This window comes from Metasolibacillus sp., from assembly GCF_025291715.1.
GTDB classification, from domain to species: domain Bacteria; phylum Bacillota; class Bacilli; order Bacillales_A; family Planococcaceae; genus Metasolibacillus; species Metasolibacillus louembei.
In genome coordinates this window covers 55592-73859 of sequence record NZ_JAMBIZ010000007.1, presented here as the reverse complement: position 1 = coordinate 73859, position 18268 = coordinate 55592, and the positions used below count along the sequence as shown (strand labels likewise).

At 37.6% G+C, this 18268-nt stretch carries 19 protein-coding genes and 1 pseudogene; 17 read left to right on the top strand and 3 right to left on the bottom strand.

Annotated features, from left to right (window positions below; translation table 11 throughout):
• The first annotated feature begins 28 nt into the window (after window positions 1-28).
• Genes M3Z76_RS06955 through M3Z76_RS06945 form a run of 3 tightly spaced genes read left to right on the top strand, consistent with a single transcriptional unit; the run spans window position 29 to window position 2534 of the window.
• A complete protein-coding gene (locus M3Z76_RS06955) occupies window positions 29-790 on the top strand; it encodes an ABC transporter ATP-binding protein (RefSeq protein ID WP_293923813.1) in 762 nt (253 codons plus the stop codon).
• Window positions 790-1530, top strand: coding sequence for an ABC transporter permease (locus M3Z76_RS06950; protein WP_293923810.1), 741 nt, complete (start codon window positions 790-792; stop codon window positions 1528-1530). Before M3Z76_RS06955 ends, M3Z76_RS06950 begins: the two co-directional genes overlap by 1 nt.
• Window positions 1530-2534, top strand: coding sequence for an ABC transporter substrate-binding protein (locus M3Z76_RS06945; protein WP_293923808.1), 1005 nt, complete (start codon window positions 1530-1532; stop codon window positions 2532-2534). The genes M3Z76_RS06950 and M3Z76_RS06945 overlap by 1 nt, the downstream gene beginning before the upstream one ends.
• Before the next feature lie 495 nt (window positions 2535-3029).
• Here the strand turns inward: M3Z76_RS06945 and M3Z76_RS06940 are convergent.
• A pseudogene (locus M3Z76_RS06940) lies at window positions 3030-3367 on the bottom strand (CobW family GTP-binding protein); the annotation flags it as partial.
• Between the two features lie 181 nt (window positions 3368-3548).
• On the opposite strand from M3Z76_RS06940, the gene M3Z76_RS06935 reads away from it, so the two are divergent.
• The 7 genes from M3Z76_RS06935 (at window position 3549) to M3Z76_RS06905 (ending at window position 9686) form a co-directional block, all read left to right on the top strand.
• On the top strand, window positions 3549-4253 hold the full coding sequence (locus M3Z76_RS06935) for a metal-binding protein ZinT (RefSeq protein ID WP_293923805.1): 705 nt from the start codon (window positions 3549-3551) through the stop codon (window positions 4251-4253).
• 150 nt (window positions 4254-4403) lie between these two features.
• Complete coding sequence (locus M3Z76_RS06930) at window positions 4404-5519, top strand: serine hydrolase (RefSeq protein ID WP_293923803.1); 1116 nt, start codon at window positions 4404-4406, stop codon at window positions 5517-5519.
• Window positions 5520-5715: 196 nt separating this feature from the next.
• Window positions 5716-6405, top strand: a complete 690-nt coding sequence (locus M3Z76_RS06925; RefSeq protein WP_293923801.1) for a response regulator transcription factor — start codon at window positions 5716-5718, stop codon at window positions 6403-6405.
• 95 nt (window positions 6406-6500) lie between these two features.
• On the top strand, window positions 6501-7421 hold the full coding sequence (locus M3Z76_RS06920; protein ID WP_293923800.1) for an ABC transporter ATP-binding protein: 921 nt from the start codon (window positions 6501-6503) through the stop codon (window positions 7419-7421).
• Complete coding sequence (locus M3Z76_RS06915; RefSeq protein WP_293923798.1) at window positions 7414-8157, top strand: ABC transporter permease; 744 nt, start codon at window positions 7414-7416, stop codon at window positions 8155-8157. The genes M3Z76_RS06920 and M3Z76_RS06915 overlap by 8 nt, the downstream gene beginning before the upstream one ends.
• 70 nt (window positions 8158-8227) lie before the next feature.
• The gene (locus M3Z76_RS06910; RefSeq protein ID WP_293923796.1) at window positions 8228-9091 is read left to right on the top strand and encodes a sensor histidine kinase; all 864 of its coding nucleotides are present in this window, start codon (window positions 8228-8230) and stop codon (window positions 9089-9091) included.
• 97 nt (window positions 9092-9188) lie between these two features.
• A complete protein-coding gene (locus tag M3Z76_RS06905) occupies window positions 9189-9686 on the top strand; it encodes a YehS family protein (RefSeq protein ID WP_293923793.1) in 498 nt (165 codons plus the stop codon).
• 19 nt (window positions 9687-9705) lie between these two features.
• Here M3Z76_RS06905 and M3Z76_RS06900 read toward each other — a convergent pair whose 3' ends face one another.
• Window positions 9706-10089: a helix-turn-helix domain-containing protein gene (locus M3Z76_RS06900; RefSeq protein WP_293923790.1), complete on the bottom strand. Its 384-nt coding sequence runs from the start codon at window positions 10087-10089 to the stop codon at window positions 9706-9708.
• A 185-nt stretch (window positions 10090-10274) separates the two neighbouring features.
• Here M3Z76_RS06900 and M3Z76_RS06895 point away from each other — a divergent pair, with 185 nt between their 5' ends.
• The 4 genes from M3Z76_RS06895 (at window position 10275) to M3Z76_RS06880 (ending at window position 14313) form a co-directional block, all read left to right on the top strand.
• Window positions 10275-10874, top strand: coding sequence for a restriction endonuclease subunit S domain-containing protein (locus tag M3Z76_RS06895; RefSeq protein WP_293923789.1), 600 nt, complete (start codon window positions 10275-10277; stop codon window positions 10872-10874).
• Window positions 10875-10886: 12 nt separating this feature from the next.
• On the top strand, window positions 10887-11987 hold the full coding sequence (locus M3Z76_RS06890) for a GGDEF domain-containing protein (RefSeq protein WP_295655770.1): 1101 nt from the start codon (window positions 10887-10889) through the stop codon (window positions 11985-11987).
• Between the two features lie 68 nt (window positions 11988-12055).
• On the top strand, window positions 12056-13951 hold the full coding sequence (locus tag M3Z76_RS06885; protein ID WP_293923944.1) for a PrkA family serine protein kinase: 1896 nt from the start codon (window positions 12056-12058) through the stop codon (window positions 13949-13951).
• Between the two features lie 107 nt (window positions 13952-14058).
• A complete protein-coding gene (locus M3Z76_RS06880) occupies window positions 14059-14313 on the top strand; it encodes a hypothetical protein (RefSeq protein WP_293923785.1) in 255 nt (84 codons plus the stop codon).
• 66 nt (window positions 14314-14379) lie between these two features.
• On the opposite strand, the gene M3Z76_RS06875 is transcribed toward M3Z76_RS06880, so the two are convergent.
• Window positions 14380-15216 carry an alpha/beta fold hydrolase gene (locus M3Z76_RS06875; RefSeq protein ID WP_293923783.1) on the bottom strand — a complete coding sequence of 279 codons (837 nt, stop codon included), beginning with the start codon at window positions 15214-15216 and terminating at the stop codon, window positions 14380-14382.
• 111 nt (window positions 15217-15327) lie between these two features.
• Between M3Z76_RS06875 and yhbH the strand changes: the two genes are divergently transcribed.
• The 3 genes from yhbH (at window position 15328) to M3Z76_RS06860 (ending at window position 18236) form a co-directional block, all read left to right on the top strand.
• The gene (gene yhbH, locus M3Z76_RS06870) at window positions 15328-16491 is read left to right on the top strand and encodes a sporulation protein YhbH (RefSeq protein ID WP_483310148.1); all 1164 of its coding nucleotides are present in this window, start codon (window positions 15328-15330) and stop codon (window positions 16489-16491) included.
• Complete coding sequence (locus M3Z76_RS06865; RefSeq protein ID WP_293923779.1) at window positions 16491-17843, top strand: SpoVR family protein; 1353 nt, start codon at window positions 16491-16493, stop codon at window positions 17841-17843. Before yhbH ends, M3Z76_RS06865 begins: the two co-directional genes overlap by 1 nt.
• A 90-nt stretch (window positions 17844-17933) precedes the next feature.
• Entirely contained in the window at window positions 17934-18236 is a 303-nt protein-coding gene (locus tag M3Z76_RS06860; RefSeq protein ID WP_293923941.1) for a YunC family protein, read from the top strand.
• Window positions 18237-18268 lie beyond the last annotated feature (32 nt).

Here is an 18268-nt window from a genome sequence, read left to right as displayed (position 1 = left end):
GAAAATATTGAATAAGAAGGTTATGAGTATGGATGAAAAGCATGATTATGCACTACAGTTTAAAGATGTATCATTTTATTATAATCAACCGCAATCTATTTTAGATAAACTAAGCTTTCACATAAATAAAGGCGAATTTGTCACTATTGTTGGGGCAAGTGGTACAGGTAAATCAACGATATTTAGGCTAGTTGTAGGGCTGGAACAACCAACGGAGGGATTCATTTTTCTAAATGGTGATAAAGAAACAAATCGTCTAGGTAAAGTAGGCTATATGCCACAAAACGATTTACTCATTCCTTGGCGAAGAGTAGCTGAAAATGTTGCGTTACCACTTGAAGGAAAGAACAGAGACTATGATAAACAATTTGTTGTAAACAGATTAAAAGATTTTGGTTTAGAAGATGTTGCTAATAAATATCCACATGAACTATCAGGCGGTATGAGGCAACGTGTGTCATTTTTACGTGCTACGTTAACTGGTTCAAATTTACTTTTATTAGATGAACCATTTTCATCACTCGATGCGATGACCAAGTTATATATGCAAGAGTGGCTGTTAGAACAATGGAATGAAACTAAATCATCAATTGTTTTTATTACACATGATATATCGGAGGCATTGTTTTTATCCGATAAAATTTTCATCATTAGTGACACGCCAATTCAAATGATTGAGGAAATTGAAGTACCACTAAAGAGACCAAGAAACAGACAACAATTAGATGAGCCTTCATTAATCAATTTGAAAAATGAACTAATCAATCGTTTTAAAATGAAGGTGACATAATGAAAAAATATATGAATTCTGTTCTGTTACTTTCCATGGTGCTTATTGCTTGGGAGGTCATTGCAAGGTTTATTGATGTGTCATTTATTCTTCCATCACCGACGCAAGTTTCTACTAAACTTTGGGAATTAAAAGATGTGTTATTGCAGCACCATCTTCCTGCCACATTTGTAGTCATTAGTATAGGCTTAGCGATCTCTCTTGTGCTAGGAATTGCAATTGCTATAGCAATGCATTATTCAAAGGTTTTAGAGCAAGCGTTATATCCTTTATTGATTACTTCTCAAACGATTCCAATTATCGCGTTAGCACCTATTTTTGTTCTATGGTTTGGTTATACAATTTGGAGTAAGGTTGCTGTGACGATTTTGATAACCTTTTTCCCGATTACGATTGGCATGTTTGATGGTTTACGCTCCACCGATAAAGAATTAAAAGAATTGCTTCAAACATTTGATTTAACAAGAAGTCAAATTTTTTTAAAATTAGAAGTTCCTTCAGCTTTACCGTCATTTTTTTCAGGGCTAAAAGTTGCTGTTCCGATGAGTGTCATTGGTGCGGCAATTGGCGAGTGGCTAGGTGCACAATCAGGATTAGGTTATTTTAGTAGAAGAATGATGACCCAATTTGATGGAGCAGGTGTTTTTGCGCCAATTGTCATATTATCGTTCGTCGGTATTGCATTATTTACAGTTATATTAATTATAGAAAAATATTTTTTGAAATGGAGAAAAAAGTAATGTTAAAAAAGAGTTTAAGCATTGCTATAAGTATGGTGTTTATATTTATGCTTGTAGCTTGCCAAAGTGAAATGAGTAATGATAAAGAGCAAAGTAAATACCATAAAATCACACTAATGTTAGATTGGTATCCAAATGCGGTACATAGTTATTTATACGTTGCGAAAGAAAAAGGGTATTTTGAGGAAGAGGGGTTAGATGTTGAATTTCAATTTCCGGCAAATCCAACAGATCCATTATCTCTTGCAGCAGCCGGCAAAGTAACGATGGGCATGTATTATCAACCAGATGTCATTCAAGCAGTGGCAAATGAAGGAATACCAGTAAAAGCGGTAGCAGCAGTTGTTCGCTCACCGTTAAATCATATCGTATTCCGTGCAGATCAACCGATTGGACATCCACTAGAATTAGAAGGGAAGAAAATTGGTTATCCAGGAATCCCATTAAATGAAACGATTATCAAAACGATTGTAGAAAACAGTGGAGGAAGCTATGAAAAAGTAGACATGGTTAATGTTGAATTTGAACTAGGGTCATCTTTAGTTTCAAAAAAAGTTGATGCGGTCGTTGGTGCATATGTAAACCATGAAGTACCACAGTTAAAAAGCGAAGGTCATGATGTAGGTTATATAAATCCAGTAGATTATGGTGTGCCAAGCTATTATGAATTAGTCGCTGTTACGAGTGAGAAAACATGGGAGAAAGAACAAAAAGAAATTGAAGCATTTTGGCGTGCGGCTAGAAAAGGGTTCGATTTTATGGAAAAGAATAGTGAAGAAGCATTACAAATTCTTCTCAATCAACAAGATGAAGCAAACTTCCCTTTAAATAAAGAAGTTGAGACGGAAAGCATTAATATTTTACTTCCTAAAATGAAAAGTGAATTAGGGTTTGCGACACAGGAGAAATCGTCTTGGGAAGAAACAGCTAACTGGCTAAAAGACAATGGATTGATTGAAGAAGTGCCAAATATTGATGAATTAATTGTTAATATTTTACCTTAAATAGCTATGCATATTTCAGTGAGTCAATCTCAATAGATGGCTTACCAAGTGCTATATTTGGCTCAAATCAAATAATGCGAGCACGAGCTTTTAATACGGTGTTTGCACTAGGAAAGTAGTGGAAAGCATCATTAATGAAGCGCTTCACAAAGTTGATGTAAACAATGGTGAACAAATGTATTTTCATGTTACGACAACGTATTTTGAGCAGCTGGAGTGTTTAGCTAGATGATATGAAAATGAAGAGAGGAAAGCTTATTAAAAAATAGAAACTTCCTCATAGGTAGAGGAGTCCGAAAGTCGAAATCACTCTTGAATAAAGAAAAAGCAAGTGTTTTAAACTAATTCAACCGTAATGATTCACACGCAAGACAAGCAAGTCTGCTCAACCAAATTTCAAAACAGGGGCATATCTGGAAAAGTGATATTTTTTTGGCGCCCCTTTATTTACTATGTAGCAACAAAAACAGGTAATAGATCAATAAACTGGTGCCAATCCTGTTGCATTTCCTCATCAACTATCGTTAAAGTTTGTGCAACAGGTAATGGCCCTGAAATACCTGTCGATTCAATAACAATACCATCTAATTTTGTTTTGTTGTAGCAAGGGATTTACTTCAATAAGTAAATCCTCACCCAATGTACAGCTATTTGTTAACTCTACAAAGCTGCTCCCTGTACGTGAAAAGCCATCATCCTCCACAAGTTGAGTATCGATATTAACTTCAGTCATATCATTGATAATAATTGCAACCTTGACGATTCGCCCAAATATAATTTAATAAAGTTGTCTTACCAGCTTCTAAATAGTAATTAAGTATGGTAACAGGGATTTTTTCATTTTATAGCACTTTTAAAAGTAATGATTACGATTTATGATATAGCAAGCCTGAAGCGTTTGTCAAAATAAATAGTAATCATTATTATTTGTAAATGTGAAAAAAGGGGTTTACAAATAGTAATGATTACTATATAGTTTTAAATCGTAAGTATTACGTTTAAGGAGGAGTTACAATGAATAAAAAATGGTTTATGCCATTTGCAGCTGCTACACTTACTTTTGCTTTAGTGGCATGTCAGGAAGAAACAAAAGAAAAGGAAGAGGTTACTGAAGTCGAGGAACATAATCATGAGCACCATGACCACGACCATGATCATGCAGAACTATCCGAAAAAGATAAACAAATTTCTCAAGGCTATTTTGAAGATAGTGATATTACAGATCGCCCATTAACAAATTGGCAAGGTGAATGGCAATCTGTTTACCCATACTTGCTAGATGGCACACTGGATGGCGTGCTAGAGCATAAAGCTTACCATGGTGATAAAACAGCTGAGGAGTATAAGGAATATTATAAAATTGGCTATGCAACAGATGTTACACAAATTGATATTGCGGACAAGACAATGACATTTTATAAGGATGGAGAAGCTGTTATAGGAACATATGAGTATGATGGCTATGAAATTTTAACATACGAAAAGGGCAATCGTGGTGTTCGCTATATATTCAAGCAAGTAGACGACAGTTCACAAGCACCAAAATATGTTCAATTTAGCGACCATATTATTTCAGATCAAGCATCAGGTCATTTCCATATTTACTTTGGCGATGATCGCGCAAAGTTGTTAGAGGAAATGGATAACTGGCCTACATATTATCCAAAAGCGATGTCTGGTGAAGAAATTGCTGATGAAATGGATGCACATTTGCATTAATAGGTCCCTGTTTTAATGGAATATAGAGGAGCTATCGGGAAGACATTTCCGATAGCTTTTATTTGTATATAAAGCAGTTAAATGGAGAAATGAAACTTTTTATAAATACAAAACGTAAAGGTAGTGATTAGAAGAGGAGGTAGATTTTACTTGAAAATAGCGCTATGGATTATTGCTGGAATTGTGGCAATCCTCGTTTTCGTTGTAGGAATAAAGGGATACATGCTTTATAAAGAATTTAAAACATCTAATCCTGAGTATATTATGGAGTTTGTAAAAGAGCATGCTGCGAATGGCGATGTTGCGATGTCTATTCAATACAATGATGAAAACTGGGTGAATGTAAATGAAAATGAACGCCTGCCTTTAGCCAGTACAGTAAAAATTATTTTAGCGATTACATATGCGCAGCAAGCAGCAGAGGGAAAAATCAATCCAAAGCAACTTGTAAGCGTAGCGGATTTAAATAAATTTTATTTACCTAAAACAGACGGTGGTGCACATGAGGCATGGCTAGCGCAGTTGCCAAAAGAAGATATGGTACCACTAGAGGAAGTGGTAAAAGGTATGATTGCATACAGCTCCAATGCAAATACCGATTATTTAATGGATGTGCTAGGTATGGAAAATATTAATAATACTTTGCAGCAGTTAGAGTTATCAAAGCATGATGTAATTTATCCATTAACCAGCGTTTTATATATTCCTAGTCAATTGATGCAGGAGCAAAACCTGTCTAGTAAAGAGCTGGTAGAAGCGATGCAAGCGATGGATATGGAGGAGTACCGCAATAGAGCGATAGCGATTTATCACCAATGGCAAACAGCTCCATTGTCTAAGGAAGAAAAGGAGCAATTGCTTAAAACGTTATCCATGGATATACAAAAAGTATGGTCGGATCGTTTACCTGCCTCCACGACAAAGGACTATGTTGCCATTATGGAGAAGCTTAATAATAAATCCTATTTTAGTGAGGAGGTTTATCAATATTTAGATCCCGTTATGGAGCAATTAATGGAAAGCCCTGCTAATCGTGAATTATTTAAACATGCAGGACAAAAAGGCGGGTCGACAGCATTTGTTCTTACAATTGCTATGTATGCAATGGATCAAAAACAAAATAGGACAGAGCTAGCCTTTTTCGCAAACAATTTATCTGTATTAGAGCAGGCAAAGCTGGAAAGAAATTTGAATAGCTTTCAATTGAAATTTTTAACAGAAGAAGCGTTTCGTGAAAAGGTGGAACGTGAATTAGGTGGAAATTAAATTTAAATAACAGGCTAGCCCCAAATCTAAAGGGCTAGCCTGTTATTTTTTGGCCCGAATTTCTCAATGAAGCACGATTCGACCTTTTAAAAGTAATATTGCTGTTGCAGTTTTTATTACACACAATTATGCTATAAGACATAATTGTGTGTGAATTGTTTGTGTGCCTGGCACCCAAACAAAAAGGAGGAATTCAATGAATGCACAAATCAATATTTTAATTGTTGAAGATGATAATGATATTAATGCATTGCTTTGTGATGTTGTGCGGAGTAGTGGTTATCGGGCACAGCCTGCTTATTCAGGCACGGAGGCAATGCTTTATTTGCAGCAGCAGCGATGGGATATGGTGTTGCTTGATTTAATGTTGCCAGGGTTAACAGGTGAGGAAGTGTTAGCAAAAATAAGAGAACAGCAGCATGTGCCAATTATTATTATTTCAGCAAAGCTAGAGCAGCAGACGAAGGTGGATGTGCTACGAGCAGGAGCAGATGATTACATTACAAAGCCTTTTGATATTGAGGAAGTGTCGGCACGCATTGATTCACATTTGCGCAGAATGCGAGTGTTAAACCAGCCGAGCATAGCGAAAGTGCTTGTGCATAAAGATTTAGCGCTTGATACGGAAGCGAAGCAAGTGAAGGTTGGAGAGATGGAAATTGCTTTCACTGCACGCGAGTATGCCATTTTAGCATTATTAATGTCCTCACCGAAAAAGGTCTTTACGAAGGCAAATGTATTTGAAAGTGTTTGGCATGAGGAGTTTCATGGGGATGATAATACAATTAATGTGCATATGAGCAATATTCGCTCAAAGCTAGCACATGCTAATCCGAATGAGGAATATATCGAAACGATTTGGGGGATGGGCTACCGCTTAGCTTGATTCGAGAAACTTAATGTTTTCTTAAGAATTGACTTATGCCTTTCTTATGTTTTGCTTTTTACACTAGAAAGTATCATAAGAAGGAGGGATTTCGTATGACATATGTATTGCAAACAAATCAGTTAACGAAACAATATAAGAAGCAACTAGCGCTTGATAAAGTAAATTTGTCAATTGAAAAAGGCTCGATTTATGGGTTTATTGGGCAAAATGGCGCTGGGAAATCAACATTAATTAAGATTGTAACAGGGCTTGCGAAGGCAAGCAGTGGGTCATTAGCGCTCTTTGGCTATAGCACGGAGCAGGAGCTGATTCAAGCACGCAAACGCATTGGGGCAATTATTGAGGCTCCTGCGTTGTATCCGCATATGACAGCGGCTGAAAACTTGGAGGCGCATCGATTACTAAAAGGAATTCCAGGGAAAGCGTGTATTGAAAAAACATTGAAGCTTGTTGGGCTTGAGAACACTGGGAAAAAGAAGGCGAAAAATTTTTCCCTCGGTATGAAGCAACGCCTCGGCTTGGGGATTGCTCTATTAGGTGATCCGGAGTTTTTAATTTTAGATGAGCCAATTAATGGGCTTGATCCAATGGGCGTAGTTGAAATACGAGAGCTGCTCAAAAAATTAAATCAAGAATACGCTATTACCATTTTAATTTCTAGCCATATTTTAAGTGAGCTACATCTCCTAGCAACCCATTACGGCATTATTCATCAAGGTAAGCTTATTGAGCAGCTGACAACAGAGGAATTAACGCAAAAATGTCAGCAATACATTCATATTAAAGTGGATAATCCAGATAAAGCGGCGACAGTTTTTGAAATGCAGTTAAATACGAAGCATTTTGAAGTGTTACCAAATGGCACAATGAAGCTTTTTGCTTATACAGATTCAGCGGGCTATGTTTCAACAACATTGGTGCAAGCAGGTTTAGTCATTGAAGAGTTTATGCCAATGGGAGAGGATTTGGAAACATATTTCAAGAATTTGATTGGAGGTGTGTCACATGAGTAATTTAATGATGGCTGAATTATTTAAGCTGAAAAAGGACCGTGTATTTTTAGTGTTAGTTGTGATCTTAGCGGCAGCAGGTATCACTTATCCATTCCTTGTGTTTTTCGATGAGGCGACATTTAATGCACAGGCAGTCGCAGTCAAGGAGCTGTATACGTTTTCGGCTTTAGCTGGCAATAACTATATTATCCGTTTGATTCCTTGTATATTTGCAGGATTTTTTATTTCAAGTGAGTATTCGATTGGGACAATGAAAAGTATTTGTGCTTCAGGCAATAGTAGAGTGCATCTTTATCTTGTCAAATTGCTTGTATTTTCGCTTGGTGCAATAATTATTGCATTGGCGTTTCCATTAGCGCTCCTATTTTCAAGTAGCTTGCTGTCAGGCTTTTATGGCATGCCAACTTTCATTTATGTGGCTAAAACGCTAGGTCTAACAATTTTGTATGCTGCTGCATTCGCCTCCATGATGGCTGTAGTGGCGATTATTTTTACAGATAGCGGTAAAACAATTGGTTTTTCCATTATCTTTTTCATTTTAATTGATAGCATTTTGTATATGCTAAGCCAAGAGTTCACACTGTTTGAATGGCTATTTAATCATTCGGTGTTTAAATTATTTCTAGATATATCGAAGGAAAGTTACACATTCTCAATGCTCATTGTGCCGCTTATGACATTTGCTTTATTTGCGGTTATTGGTAGCATCATATTTAAGCAAAAAGAAATTAAATAATAGAAGGTGGTGAGCGGATATTATTTTCATATGTATAGCGATTGCTCTATTTTTTGCACTGCGCTTTTATTTGTTGAAACGTGAGGTCAAAAGAGCATATCGTCAGCTAAACGCTGTAAATCGTAAAGAAACCGAGAAAAAGCTAGATTTACAATTTTGGGATAAAGACTTGCAAAAGCTGGCAGAGACCATTAATGCACAAATTGATTTAACAAAGCAGGCAACAGCAGAAAAACGCCAGCAGGAAAATGAATTGAAGCAGGCGATTGCTAACATTTCTCATGATATTCGCACACCACTGACCTCGATATTAGGCTATATTCAATTTTTAGAGCAGGACAACCGTAGTCAATATACTGCCATTATTAAACGAGGCGCTTTGCGCTTAAAGGATTTGCTAGAGGACTTCTTTGAATTATCGCTAATTGAATCAACTGATTATTTGTTAAAGCCTGAGCACATTAAAATGAACCAGCTTTTATCAGAGGTGCTAGTAGGCTTTTATGATCAGTTTCATCAAGCGAATTTGCAGCCGACTATAGATATGCCAACACAGGAGCTGACAATGATTGCAGACTCCTCAGCTGTAAAGCGTGTCATCGAAAACTTAGTGTTGAACACGATTAAGCATGCACATAGCAATGTTCTTATTCGCTTAGAGCAGGAAGGGCATATAGTGAGGCTTATGATTAGTAACGAGGTCACTAATTTATCAGAGAAGGATGTGAATCATCTATTCCAACGCTTTTATAAGGGGGATAAAACAAGGGCAGAAAATGGCACAGGTTTAGGGCTAGCAATTGCCAAAAGCTTAATGCAGAAAATGAACGGACAGCTTTCTGCTGAGTTACAAAATAATAGATTAACTATTATCTGTGAATGGCGCTGGGATAATTCGTATTCACAAGTGCTTGGCATAGTCAACAAAAAATAATAAACACATTAGCCAATTTTTTTAGTAAGATGTACAATAAGAATTGTGTGTAAATTGTGTGTGTGCCTGGCACTATATCAAAGAAAGGAGTTAGCTCATGACAAATAATGATATATTGATTCGTTTGCGCTACGCGTTCGATATTAAAAATATAGATATGGTAGAAATTTTTAAGCTTGGTGGCATAGATGTGACGAAAGACGATGTAATGAATATGCTTATGAAAGTAAAGGAAGATGAGGAGGAGCCGGCAAATTATAAAAAATGCAATAATAAAATGCTGGAGGCTTTTCTCAACGGCTTTATTACCTTTAAGCGTGGCCCACAGCTATCCGCAACAGGAGAGCCTGTAGCACCACCGAAGGCAACGGGTCAAGAAAGTCCAAATAATATGCTATTTAAAAAAGTGAAAATTGCTCTGGCTTTGACGACTGAAGATGTTATTGATTTCATTGATGATGGCGGTGGCATTAAAGTATCAAAGGGCGAAATGGGCGCGATTTTACGCAACCCAAGCCATAAAAACTATAAAGAATGTGGCGATAGCTTTGCTCGTTATTTTTTACGAGGCCTTACAAATAAATATCGCGTATAAAAAAACAGCTCTGATTCGTTTAATCAGGGCTGTTCTTTTTGGCTTGAGAATCCATTGTCTTTAAAAAATCCTTGGTGATACGAACGACGTATTTCACTTCATCTAAGTTGCGTTCTTTTAATAGTGAGTGATGAATGCTCAGCATTAAATTTTTTTCCTCGATATCTGTAACGCTTGAGAGGTTTTGGAAATTAAAAAGCTCTTCAGGTGCAATGTCCAATGCCTGCATTAAGCTTTCAAGCGTTTTTAACGTAATATTGGATTGACCATTTTCAATATTGGAAATGCGCCCTTTACTATAGCCCATTTTCCCCGTTTTTTCTGCAACTTCCTCCTGACTTAATCCCTTTGCAACACGAATTGTTCGAAGCTGTTCTCCTACTAGCTTTAAAAAATCTGACATAGCATTTCACCTCTAAGATAGAGGCTAGTGAAAAACTTTTTAAATGGAGATACCTTTAAAATAGTACATTTTACAAAAGTTATATTATAATGGTACAAACGATATAGTATATATGTTTTATTTCATAGCAAGGAGAAATTATCGGCTTAAAAATATAAGCTGATAAAGTAGGGGGGAATACTTTGATGAGACAATATAAATTGGGGGATATTGTAACAATTGTAAAAGGTGTTGCTAGACAGCCTACACATTATTTTGTAAGTGAAGGTATACCGTTTGTTAGTTGTGATTATTGGGATTTATTGAAAAATAATCTGCAGCTATTACCTAAAATACCATCCTCGCTACAGCATGAAAGTGATTTAACAAAAGTTCCAACAGGAGCAGTTTTAATCTACCCAAGTAAAAACGCATATTATGTTTGTCAGCAAGAGTATTACATTGGAGAAAATATTATGGCGATGATTCCATGTCAGTCCATTATTTTAAGTAAATATTTATTTTATTATTTACAAGCACAGTCATTGAAAATTGAAAAGGCTATAGAGCAAAAAATCTATCTGCCTAGAATTTCCATACAGCAGCAACTAATTGCCCATATGGCACAAGTACATGCTGTGTCAGATCAAGTGCAAAATATATTAATAGCATTACTACAATTAGAAGCGTATTTACAGACAGAAAATACGGATTTGTTAAAAATTCAAGATGAGTTAATAGAAAAAATGGAGTGGATGAATAGTCTACACAAGATATTATTACATAATATCAAGCACCTCAAATAAAAGGAGTGGATAGTGGAATTGGATGCGCAACAAATTGATGTGAAATTTACAATGCACAATTTGCAGCGTGCTAAATATTGTGCAGCAACAATTATTATACTTGAAGTGTTATTGGCAATAGTGCATATTGCTCGAACGAAGACAATTGGGGATGGTTATTTTTTACTTTATATAATGCTCCTTGTACTTTCGATATTATTTTTAATTTTAGTGAGCGTTATAGAGAAAAGGTTTTTTAAATATCGCTATATTAAAACAGCCGTATGGGGCTATTATTGGTTTGTTTTAATGTGGGGCGTATCTATTGCATTATTAGATCAACGCTCATATGGACAAGTGACAGCCTATTTAATTAGTTTATTAGCAGTTACTATGCTATATCATGTACGTTTACGAAAATTCATTTTGCTTCAAAGCTTTCCAACTGTTTATTTAATGAGTGGTTTAATGCTTATGCAGCAAGATAGCGAAAGGGCTTTAACACATTTGGTTAATATAGTGCTATTTATTGTAATTAGCGCAATCGGCTCGCGTTTCCTTTATTACGGTCAGTATAAGATGCTAGCACAGGAGCAGCTAAATAGCCAATTAGTGCAGATGAACGGAGATTTACAGTTGCTAGCTACTTATGATGAATTAACAGAAATGCCAAATCGCCGAGGTTTATATGATTATGTGCAGGCGAATATGAGAGATATCCCACGCCATGTAACAGCAATGATTTTAGATATTGATGCCTTTAAACAATTTAATGATTACTATGGTCATTTAGAGGGAGATAAAGTGCTGAAAGAAATTGCAGTTATTTTGAGGGCACTAGCGAGTAATCGTTGTTTTGTAGGGCGCTTTGGTGGGGAAGAATTTATTTACCTAATTTTTGATATGGAGCATAGTGAGGCATTGCATTTTGCAAATAATATATGCAAAGCTGTTGAGCAACGACGCATTCCACATCAAGCTTCTCCTTTTTTACCATACGTGACAGTTAGCATTGGGGTCGCAACAGACCCTTGCTGCACTATACAGAATTTACAACAATTATTTCAAAATGCAGATGCAGCATTATACAGTGCTAAACGGGCTGGGCGTAATCGTGCAGAGCTAACGATATAAAATAATTGGTATCAACATCAGGCTCCATTCATACGATGTACAATAAAGGTTTGAATGGAGGAATCACGATTAGTATTTTAAATAAAATTAAAAATTACAGAGAAGAAGAAAATCGCCTAAAGTGGGAAGGTAGCTTTGCCGATTATTTAGAAATCGTAAAAGAGCGGCCAGAAGTTGCACAAACAGCCCATTCGCGCGTCTATAACATGCTGAAAAGTGCAGGTGTTGAAGAGCGAGATGGACAGAAAATGTATCACTTTTTTGGAGAGGAAATTTTCGGCTTAGAAACAGCGCTTGAACGATTAGTTGAGGAATATTTCCATCCAGCAGCAAAAAGGCTTGATGTGCGCAAGCGAATTTTATTGTTAATGGGACCTGTCAGTGGTGGGAAGTCAACAATTGTAACGTTGCTAAAGCGTGGCTTAGAGCGCTATTCGCGTACAGATAGCGGAGCGGTGTATGCCATTAAGGGCTGCCCAATGCATGAGGACCCATTGCATTTAATTCCACATCATTTGCGCGACACCTTTTATGAGGAGTATGGCATTCGCATCGAAGGAAGCCTGTCCCCTTTAAATACGATGCGCCTTGAGCAGGAGTATGATGGGCGTATTGAGGATGTGCGAATTGAGCGTATTTTCTTCTCGGAGGACCGCCGAGTAGGTATTGGGACATTTACTCCTTCTGATCCAAAATCACAGGATATTGCGGATTTAACAGGGAGCATCGACTTTTCAACAATTGCGCAGTACGGCTCGGAATCTGACCCGCGCGCATACCGCTTCGATGGCGAGCTAAATAAGGCGAATCGTGGCATGATGGAGTTTCAAGAAATGCTGAAGCTTGATGAAAAGTTTTTATGGCATTTGCTGTCATTAACACAGGAGGGCAATTTTAAAGCAGGGCGTTTTGCCTTAATTAGTGCAGATGAATTGATTGTTGCACATACCAATGAAACAGAATATCGCACATTTATTGCCAATAAAAAGAATGAGGCATTGCATTCGCGTATTATCGTCATGCCAATTCCGTATAATTTAAAGGTGAGCCAAGAGGAGCGCATTTATGAAAAAATGATTCATGACAGCGATATGGCACATGTACATATCGCACCACATGCGCTCAAAGTGGCTGCGATTTTCTCGGTTTTAACAAGACTAGAAATCCCGAAAAAGCAAGGGGTTGACGTTGTTAAAAAAATGCGCCTGTACAATGGCGAAAGCATAGAAGGCTACAATGAGGTTGATATTGAAGAGCTGAAAAAGGAATATCCAAATGAAGGGATGCAGGGCATTGACCCACGTTACGTCATCAATCGCATTTCATCAGCCATTATTCGCAAGGAAGTGCCGTCGATTAATGCCTTAGATGTACTGCGTGCCTTAAAGGATGGTTTAGACCAGCATGCCTCGATTTCAGAGGAAGACCGCAAAAAATTTATGAACTATATTGCGGTTGCTCGCCGCGAATATGATGAAATTGCTAAGAAGGAAGTACAGAAGGCATTTGTATACTCCTACGAGGAATCAGCGAAAACATTATTGAATAACTATCTTGATAATGTTGAGGCATTTTGCAATAAAAATAAGCTACGCGACCCGCTCACTGGCGAGGAAATGAGTCCGGATGAAAAGCTAATGCGCTCAATCGAAGAGCAAATTGGTGTATCTGAAAATGCAAAAAAGGCATTTCGTGAGGAAATTTTAATTCGTTTGTCCGCCTTTGCAAGAAAGGGTAAACGCTTCGATTACCATTCGCATGACCGCCTGCGTGAAGCTATTCAGAAAAAGCTATTTGCTGATTTGAAGGATGTCGTAAAAATTACAACATCTTCGCAAACACCGGACGAGGCACAACTGAAAAAAATCAACGAGGTTGTTGCAACGTTAGTCGATGAACATGGCTACAACACAACATCAGCAAACGAGCTGTTGCGCTATGTAGGTAGTTTACTGAATCGATAATCAAAAGGAGGCTATGTAAAAAGATAATATCTTTTTACATGGCCTTTTCCTGCTTTTTATATTTTGCATGTTATGATGGAAATAGTATCCTATTGGAGGTGGACAAGTTGTCGCAGTTGAAACGCTTTGCTTTTTGGCTACCATTATTAGCTTGTCTTAACTATGTTTTTGAATTAACTGTCAATCCAATCAAAGATATTTTATTGACAGACCCTTTGCTACAACGCAGTTTACGAATGATGGGTGATATTGGCTATGATAGTGATCAATACCAACTTTTATTTCCAGGCTTTCTTGTCCACTTTTTCCTATGGTTTGTATATGGACGAATGATTGATTGGTTTGTGAAGCAGCTGATTTAACGGAGAACGTAGAATAAACTTTGTGAAGAGCGGTGTTTGGAAGCGAATTTCTGCACACCGCTTTTTTTAACTAAATGTATCAGCTATAAATTGATAAAAAGCCTCTTCTTCCTCAATGTTAGGGAAATGATTGCTCTCATCAAAAGTTTTCAATGTGGCGTTTGACATAAGCTCAGCTGCTTCAGCAGAAAATATATGTGGGCATTGTGCATCATGAAGGCCGCAGTATATATAAGCAGTTGTTGTGACATGAGGCAATTCAGGGCGCAAATCATATGTAGGTAGCTCCTCATAGGAAAAATAATCAAGGCGTTTTGATATTGTTTTTCCACTATTAGGGCGACTAATCATCTTGTCATAAGATGATTCATGATATAAGGACATCAGCGACCATTCTTTGCTACCAGCACGTCTTTCTTCGAGAGATGATTGAGGATTACCTAGCATTGTTAAAATTTCTTGAATGCGCCGATTATTTGGGTTATCTATGCAATAAATGCTATCTGGGTGATGCATATACTCTGAGGAAGCGCACAACCCTCCAGCAACGATATGTATAAGGCTATGTGGATGCATAATAGCGTATTTTAGTGCCAGCATACCGCCTGTTGAATGCCCTGCAAATATCCATTTTTCAAAACCAAGCACTTGGCGAATTGCCTCTAAATCAGCGACCGTATGCGCCATACTGTAATTGAATGTAGAAAGGTCATCTGTTGAATTGCCACAGCCTCGCAAATTTACTAAATATACAGTTGCATGTGCTGTAAATGTATTTGCAAATAAATTGCCATTCTCATTAAATTCGCTATATAAATGTGTAATACAGACAGGCTGACCATTTCCTTTTTTAAATACTTCAAAAATCCCGCGTGCTGTTTCAACTAAATGTTGCTCCCACATCTTTAAACCCTCTTTCTGAATATTGTTTATTTTCATTATACCGAAATTATTTAGCGAGTGAAGTTCAAGATTTTGCTAGATGTGCATAAGATAAAAAAAGCGAATTTGCAGATGGGTGTGGATAAAGTGAGTGACAAACAGCAACAGTTCATTATCTCAAAGGAAAATTGGTCCCTCCATCGTAAAGGATATCAGGACCAAGAGCGCCATCGTCAAAAAATTGATGAGGCGATTAAAAATAATTTACCAGAGTTAATTAGTGAGGAAAGCATTATTTTATCAAATGGTCGAGAGGTTATTAAAATCCCGATTCGTTCTTTAGATGAATATAAAATTCGTTACAACACAGATAAGTCAAAGCATGTCGGGCAAGGGCAGGGCGATAGCCAAGTAGGTGATGTCGTTGCACGAGATGGCAAGCCGCAGCAAGGGCAAGGAAGAGAAGCTGGTAAGGAAGCAGGGAAGGATTATTATGAGGCAGAAGTACGGCTGGAGGATGTGGAAGAAATCTTGTTCCAACAGCTTGCATTGCCAAACTTACAGCAAAAAGAAGTGGCCAATATTGCAACAAATAAAATTGAATTTAACGATATTCGCAAAAAAGGTTTAATGGGTAATATCGATAAAAAGCGTACAATTTTAACAGCAATTAAGCGCAATGCCATCAAGGGTGAGGCAACGATTAATCCAATTCATCAGGACGATTTGCGCTTTAAAACATGGGATGAGGTTGTAAAGCCTGAATCGCGTGCAGTTGTACTTGCAATGATGGATACGAGTGGCTCAATGGGCATTTTCGAAAAGACCTGTGCACGTAACTTTTTCTTTTGGATGGCACGTTTTTTACGCACGAAATATAGCGCTGTTGATATTGAATTTATCGCACATCATACAGAAGCAAAGGTTGTAACAGAGGAGGCGTTTTTTACAAAGGGTGAGAGCGGTGGGACGATTTGTTCCTCTGCTTACGCAAAGGCGTTGCAACTAATAAACGAAAAATATTCCCCAGCCCGCTACAATATTTATCCTGTCCATTTCTCAGATGGAGAAAATTTGTCATCAGATAATGAGCGTTGCCTCCAATTAATTGAACAATTGATGGAAGTATCTAGCATGTTCGGCTATGGCGAAGTCAATGCTTATAGTAGAACGTCTGCGCTTATGTCGGCATATAGCAAAATTGACAATCCGAAGTTTCGTCATTACATTATTAAGCGCAAAGTAGATGTCTATGATGCGCTAAAAAGCATTTTTAAAAAAGAAGGAGTGCAGTAATGGAAAAAGCGCTGCAAAAAGCAATTGATGAAATTACGGAAATTGCTACAGGCTTTGGCTTAGATTTTTTCCCGATGCGCTATGAAATTTGTCCTGCTGAAATTATTTATACATTTGGCGCATATGGGATGCCTACACGCTTTGCGCATTGGAGCTTCGGCAAGCAATTTCATCGCATGAAGCTCCAGTACGATTTAGGCTTAAGTCAAATTTATGAGCTTGTTATCAATTCAAACCCATGCTATGCATTTTTACTTGATACGAATACGTTAACGCAAAATAAATTAATCATTGCGCATGTCTTAGCGCATTGCGATTTCTTTAAAAACAATATCCGCTTCTCCAATACGAGGCGTGATATGGTGGAAAGTATGACAGCAACTGCTGAACGTATCGCAAAATATGAGATACTATATGGCAAGGATGCAGTCGAGCAATTTTTAGATGCGGTGCTAGCAATTCAAGAGCATATTGACCCTGCTATCATTCGTCCACAAATAGTGGAAGAAGAGGAGCCGTTGGAAGCTCGTACAACGCCATATGATGATTTATGGCATATCGATGAGCCACGTAAAAAGCTAATAGAGAAAAAGAAAACCTTCCCAGCAGAGCCAGAAAAGGATTTGCTCATTTTTATTGAGCAGCATAGCCGTGAGCTAGAGGATTGGCAGCGTGATATTTTAACGATGATGCGTGAGGAAATGCTGTATTTTTGGCCGCAGCTTGAAACAAAAATTATGAATGAAGGCTGGGCATCCTATTGGCATCAACGTATTATGCGTGAGCTTAATTTAACGACAGCTGAAACGATTGATTATGCCAAATTAAATGCAGGCGTTGTTCAGCCTTCTAAAACATCAATCAATCCATATTATCTTGGCTTGAAAATTTTCGAGGATATTGAGCGATGCTATAATGAGCCGACAGAGGACATGCAAAAGCGTGGCATCAAACCAAACTCAGGAAGAGAAAAAATATTTGAAGTGCGTGAAATTGAATCAGATACATCCTTTATTCGTAATTATTTAACAAAGGAGCTCGCCCAGCGAGAGGATTTATATGTATTTGCCAAAACAGGTGATGAATACCGCATTACAGATAAGGAACATGAAGCAATTCGTGATCAATTAGTTTCAATGCGTGTCAATGGAGGCTTCCCATATATTGTTGTCGTTGATGGTGATTTTAAACGCAATGGCGAGCTCTATTTAAAGCATTGTTATGAAGGAATGGAGCTAGATCAGCAATATTTGGAGGCGGTGCTCGGCTATATTTATAAGCTATGGGGACGTCCTGTCCATTTAGAGACACATGTTGATAATGAGGTTGTTGTATTTTCGTGTAGAAAATAGTGCCAGGCACACACACAATTCTCACACAATTTCGAAGGCACATCTTTTCTCTTGTTGCCATATGTATACAACAAGAGAGGAGAGATGCATATCGTTGCAATAGAAGCTTTGCATATTAAAGGACATTCGTTTACAGCAGTCACGGTGTATTTGCCAAACACAACTTTGTTAACGATATCAAATGATCGCGGTTATATTATGTGTGGTGCTTTGGACATTGCTTTATTAAATGATCGTTTAGCTGAGCGCAAAATTATTGCTGGGCGTGCAGTCGGTGTCAAAACGATTGATCAATTGTTAAAGGCTCCGCTTGAATCCGTCACATATGAGGCAGGCAGACAAGGGATTTTACCTGGCATGACGGGGGAAGAGGCTTTATTGAAAATGATTTAAATCGTGATGTAACTATAAGCAAGCGCCAATAA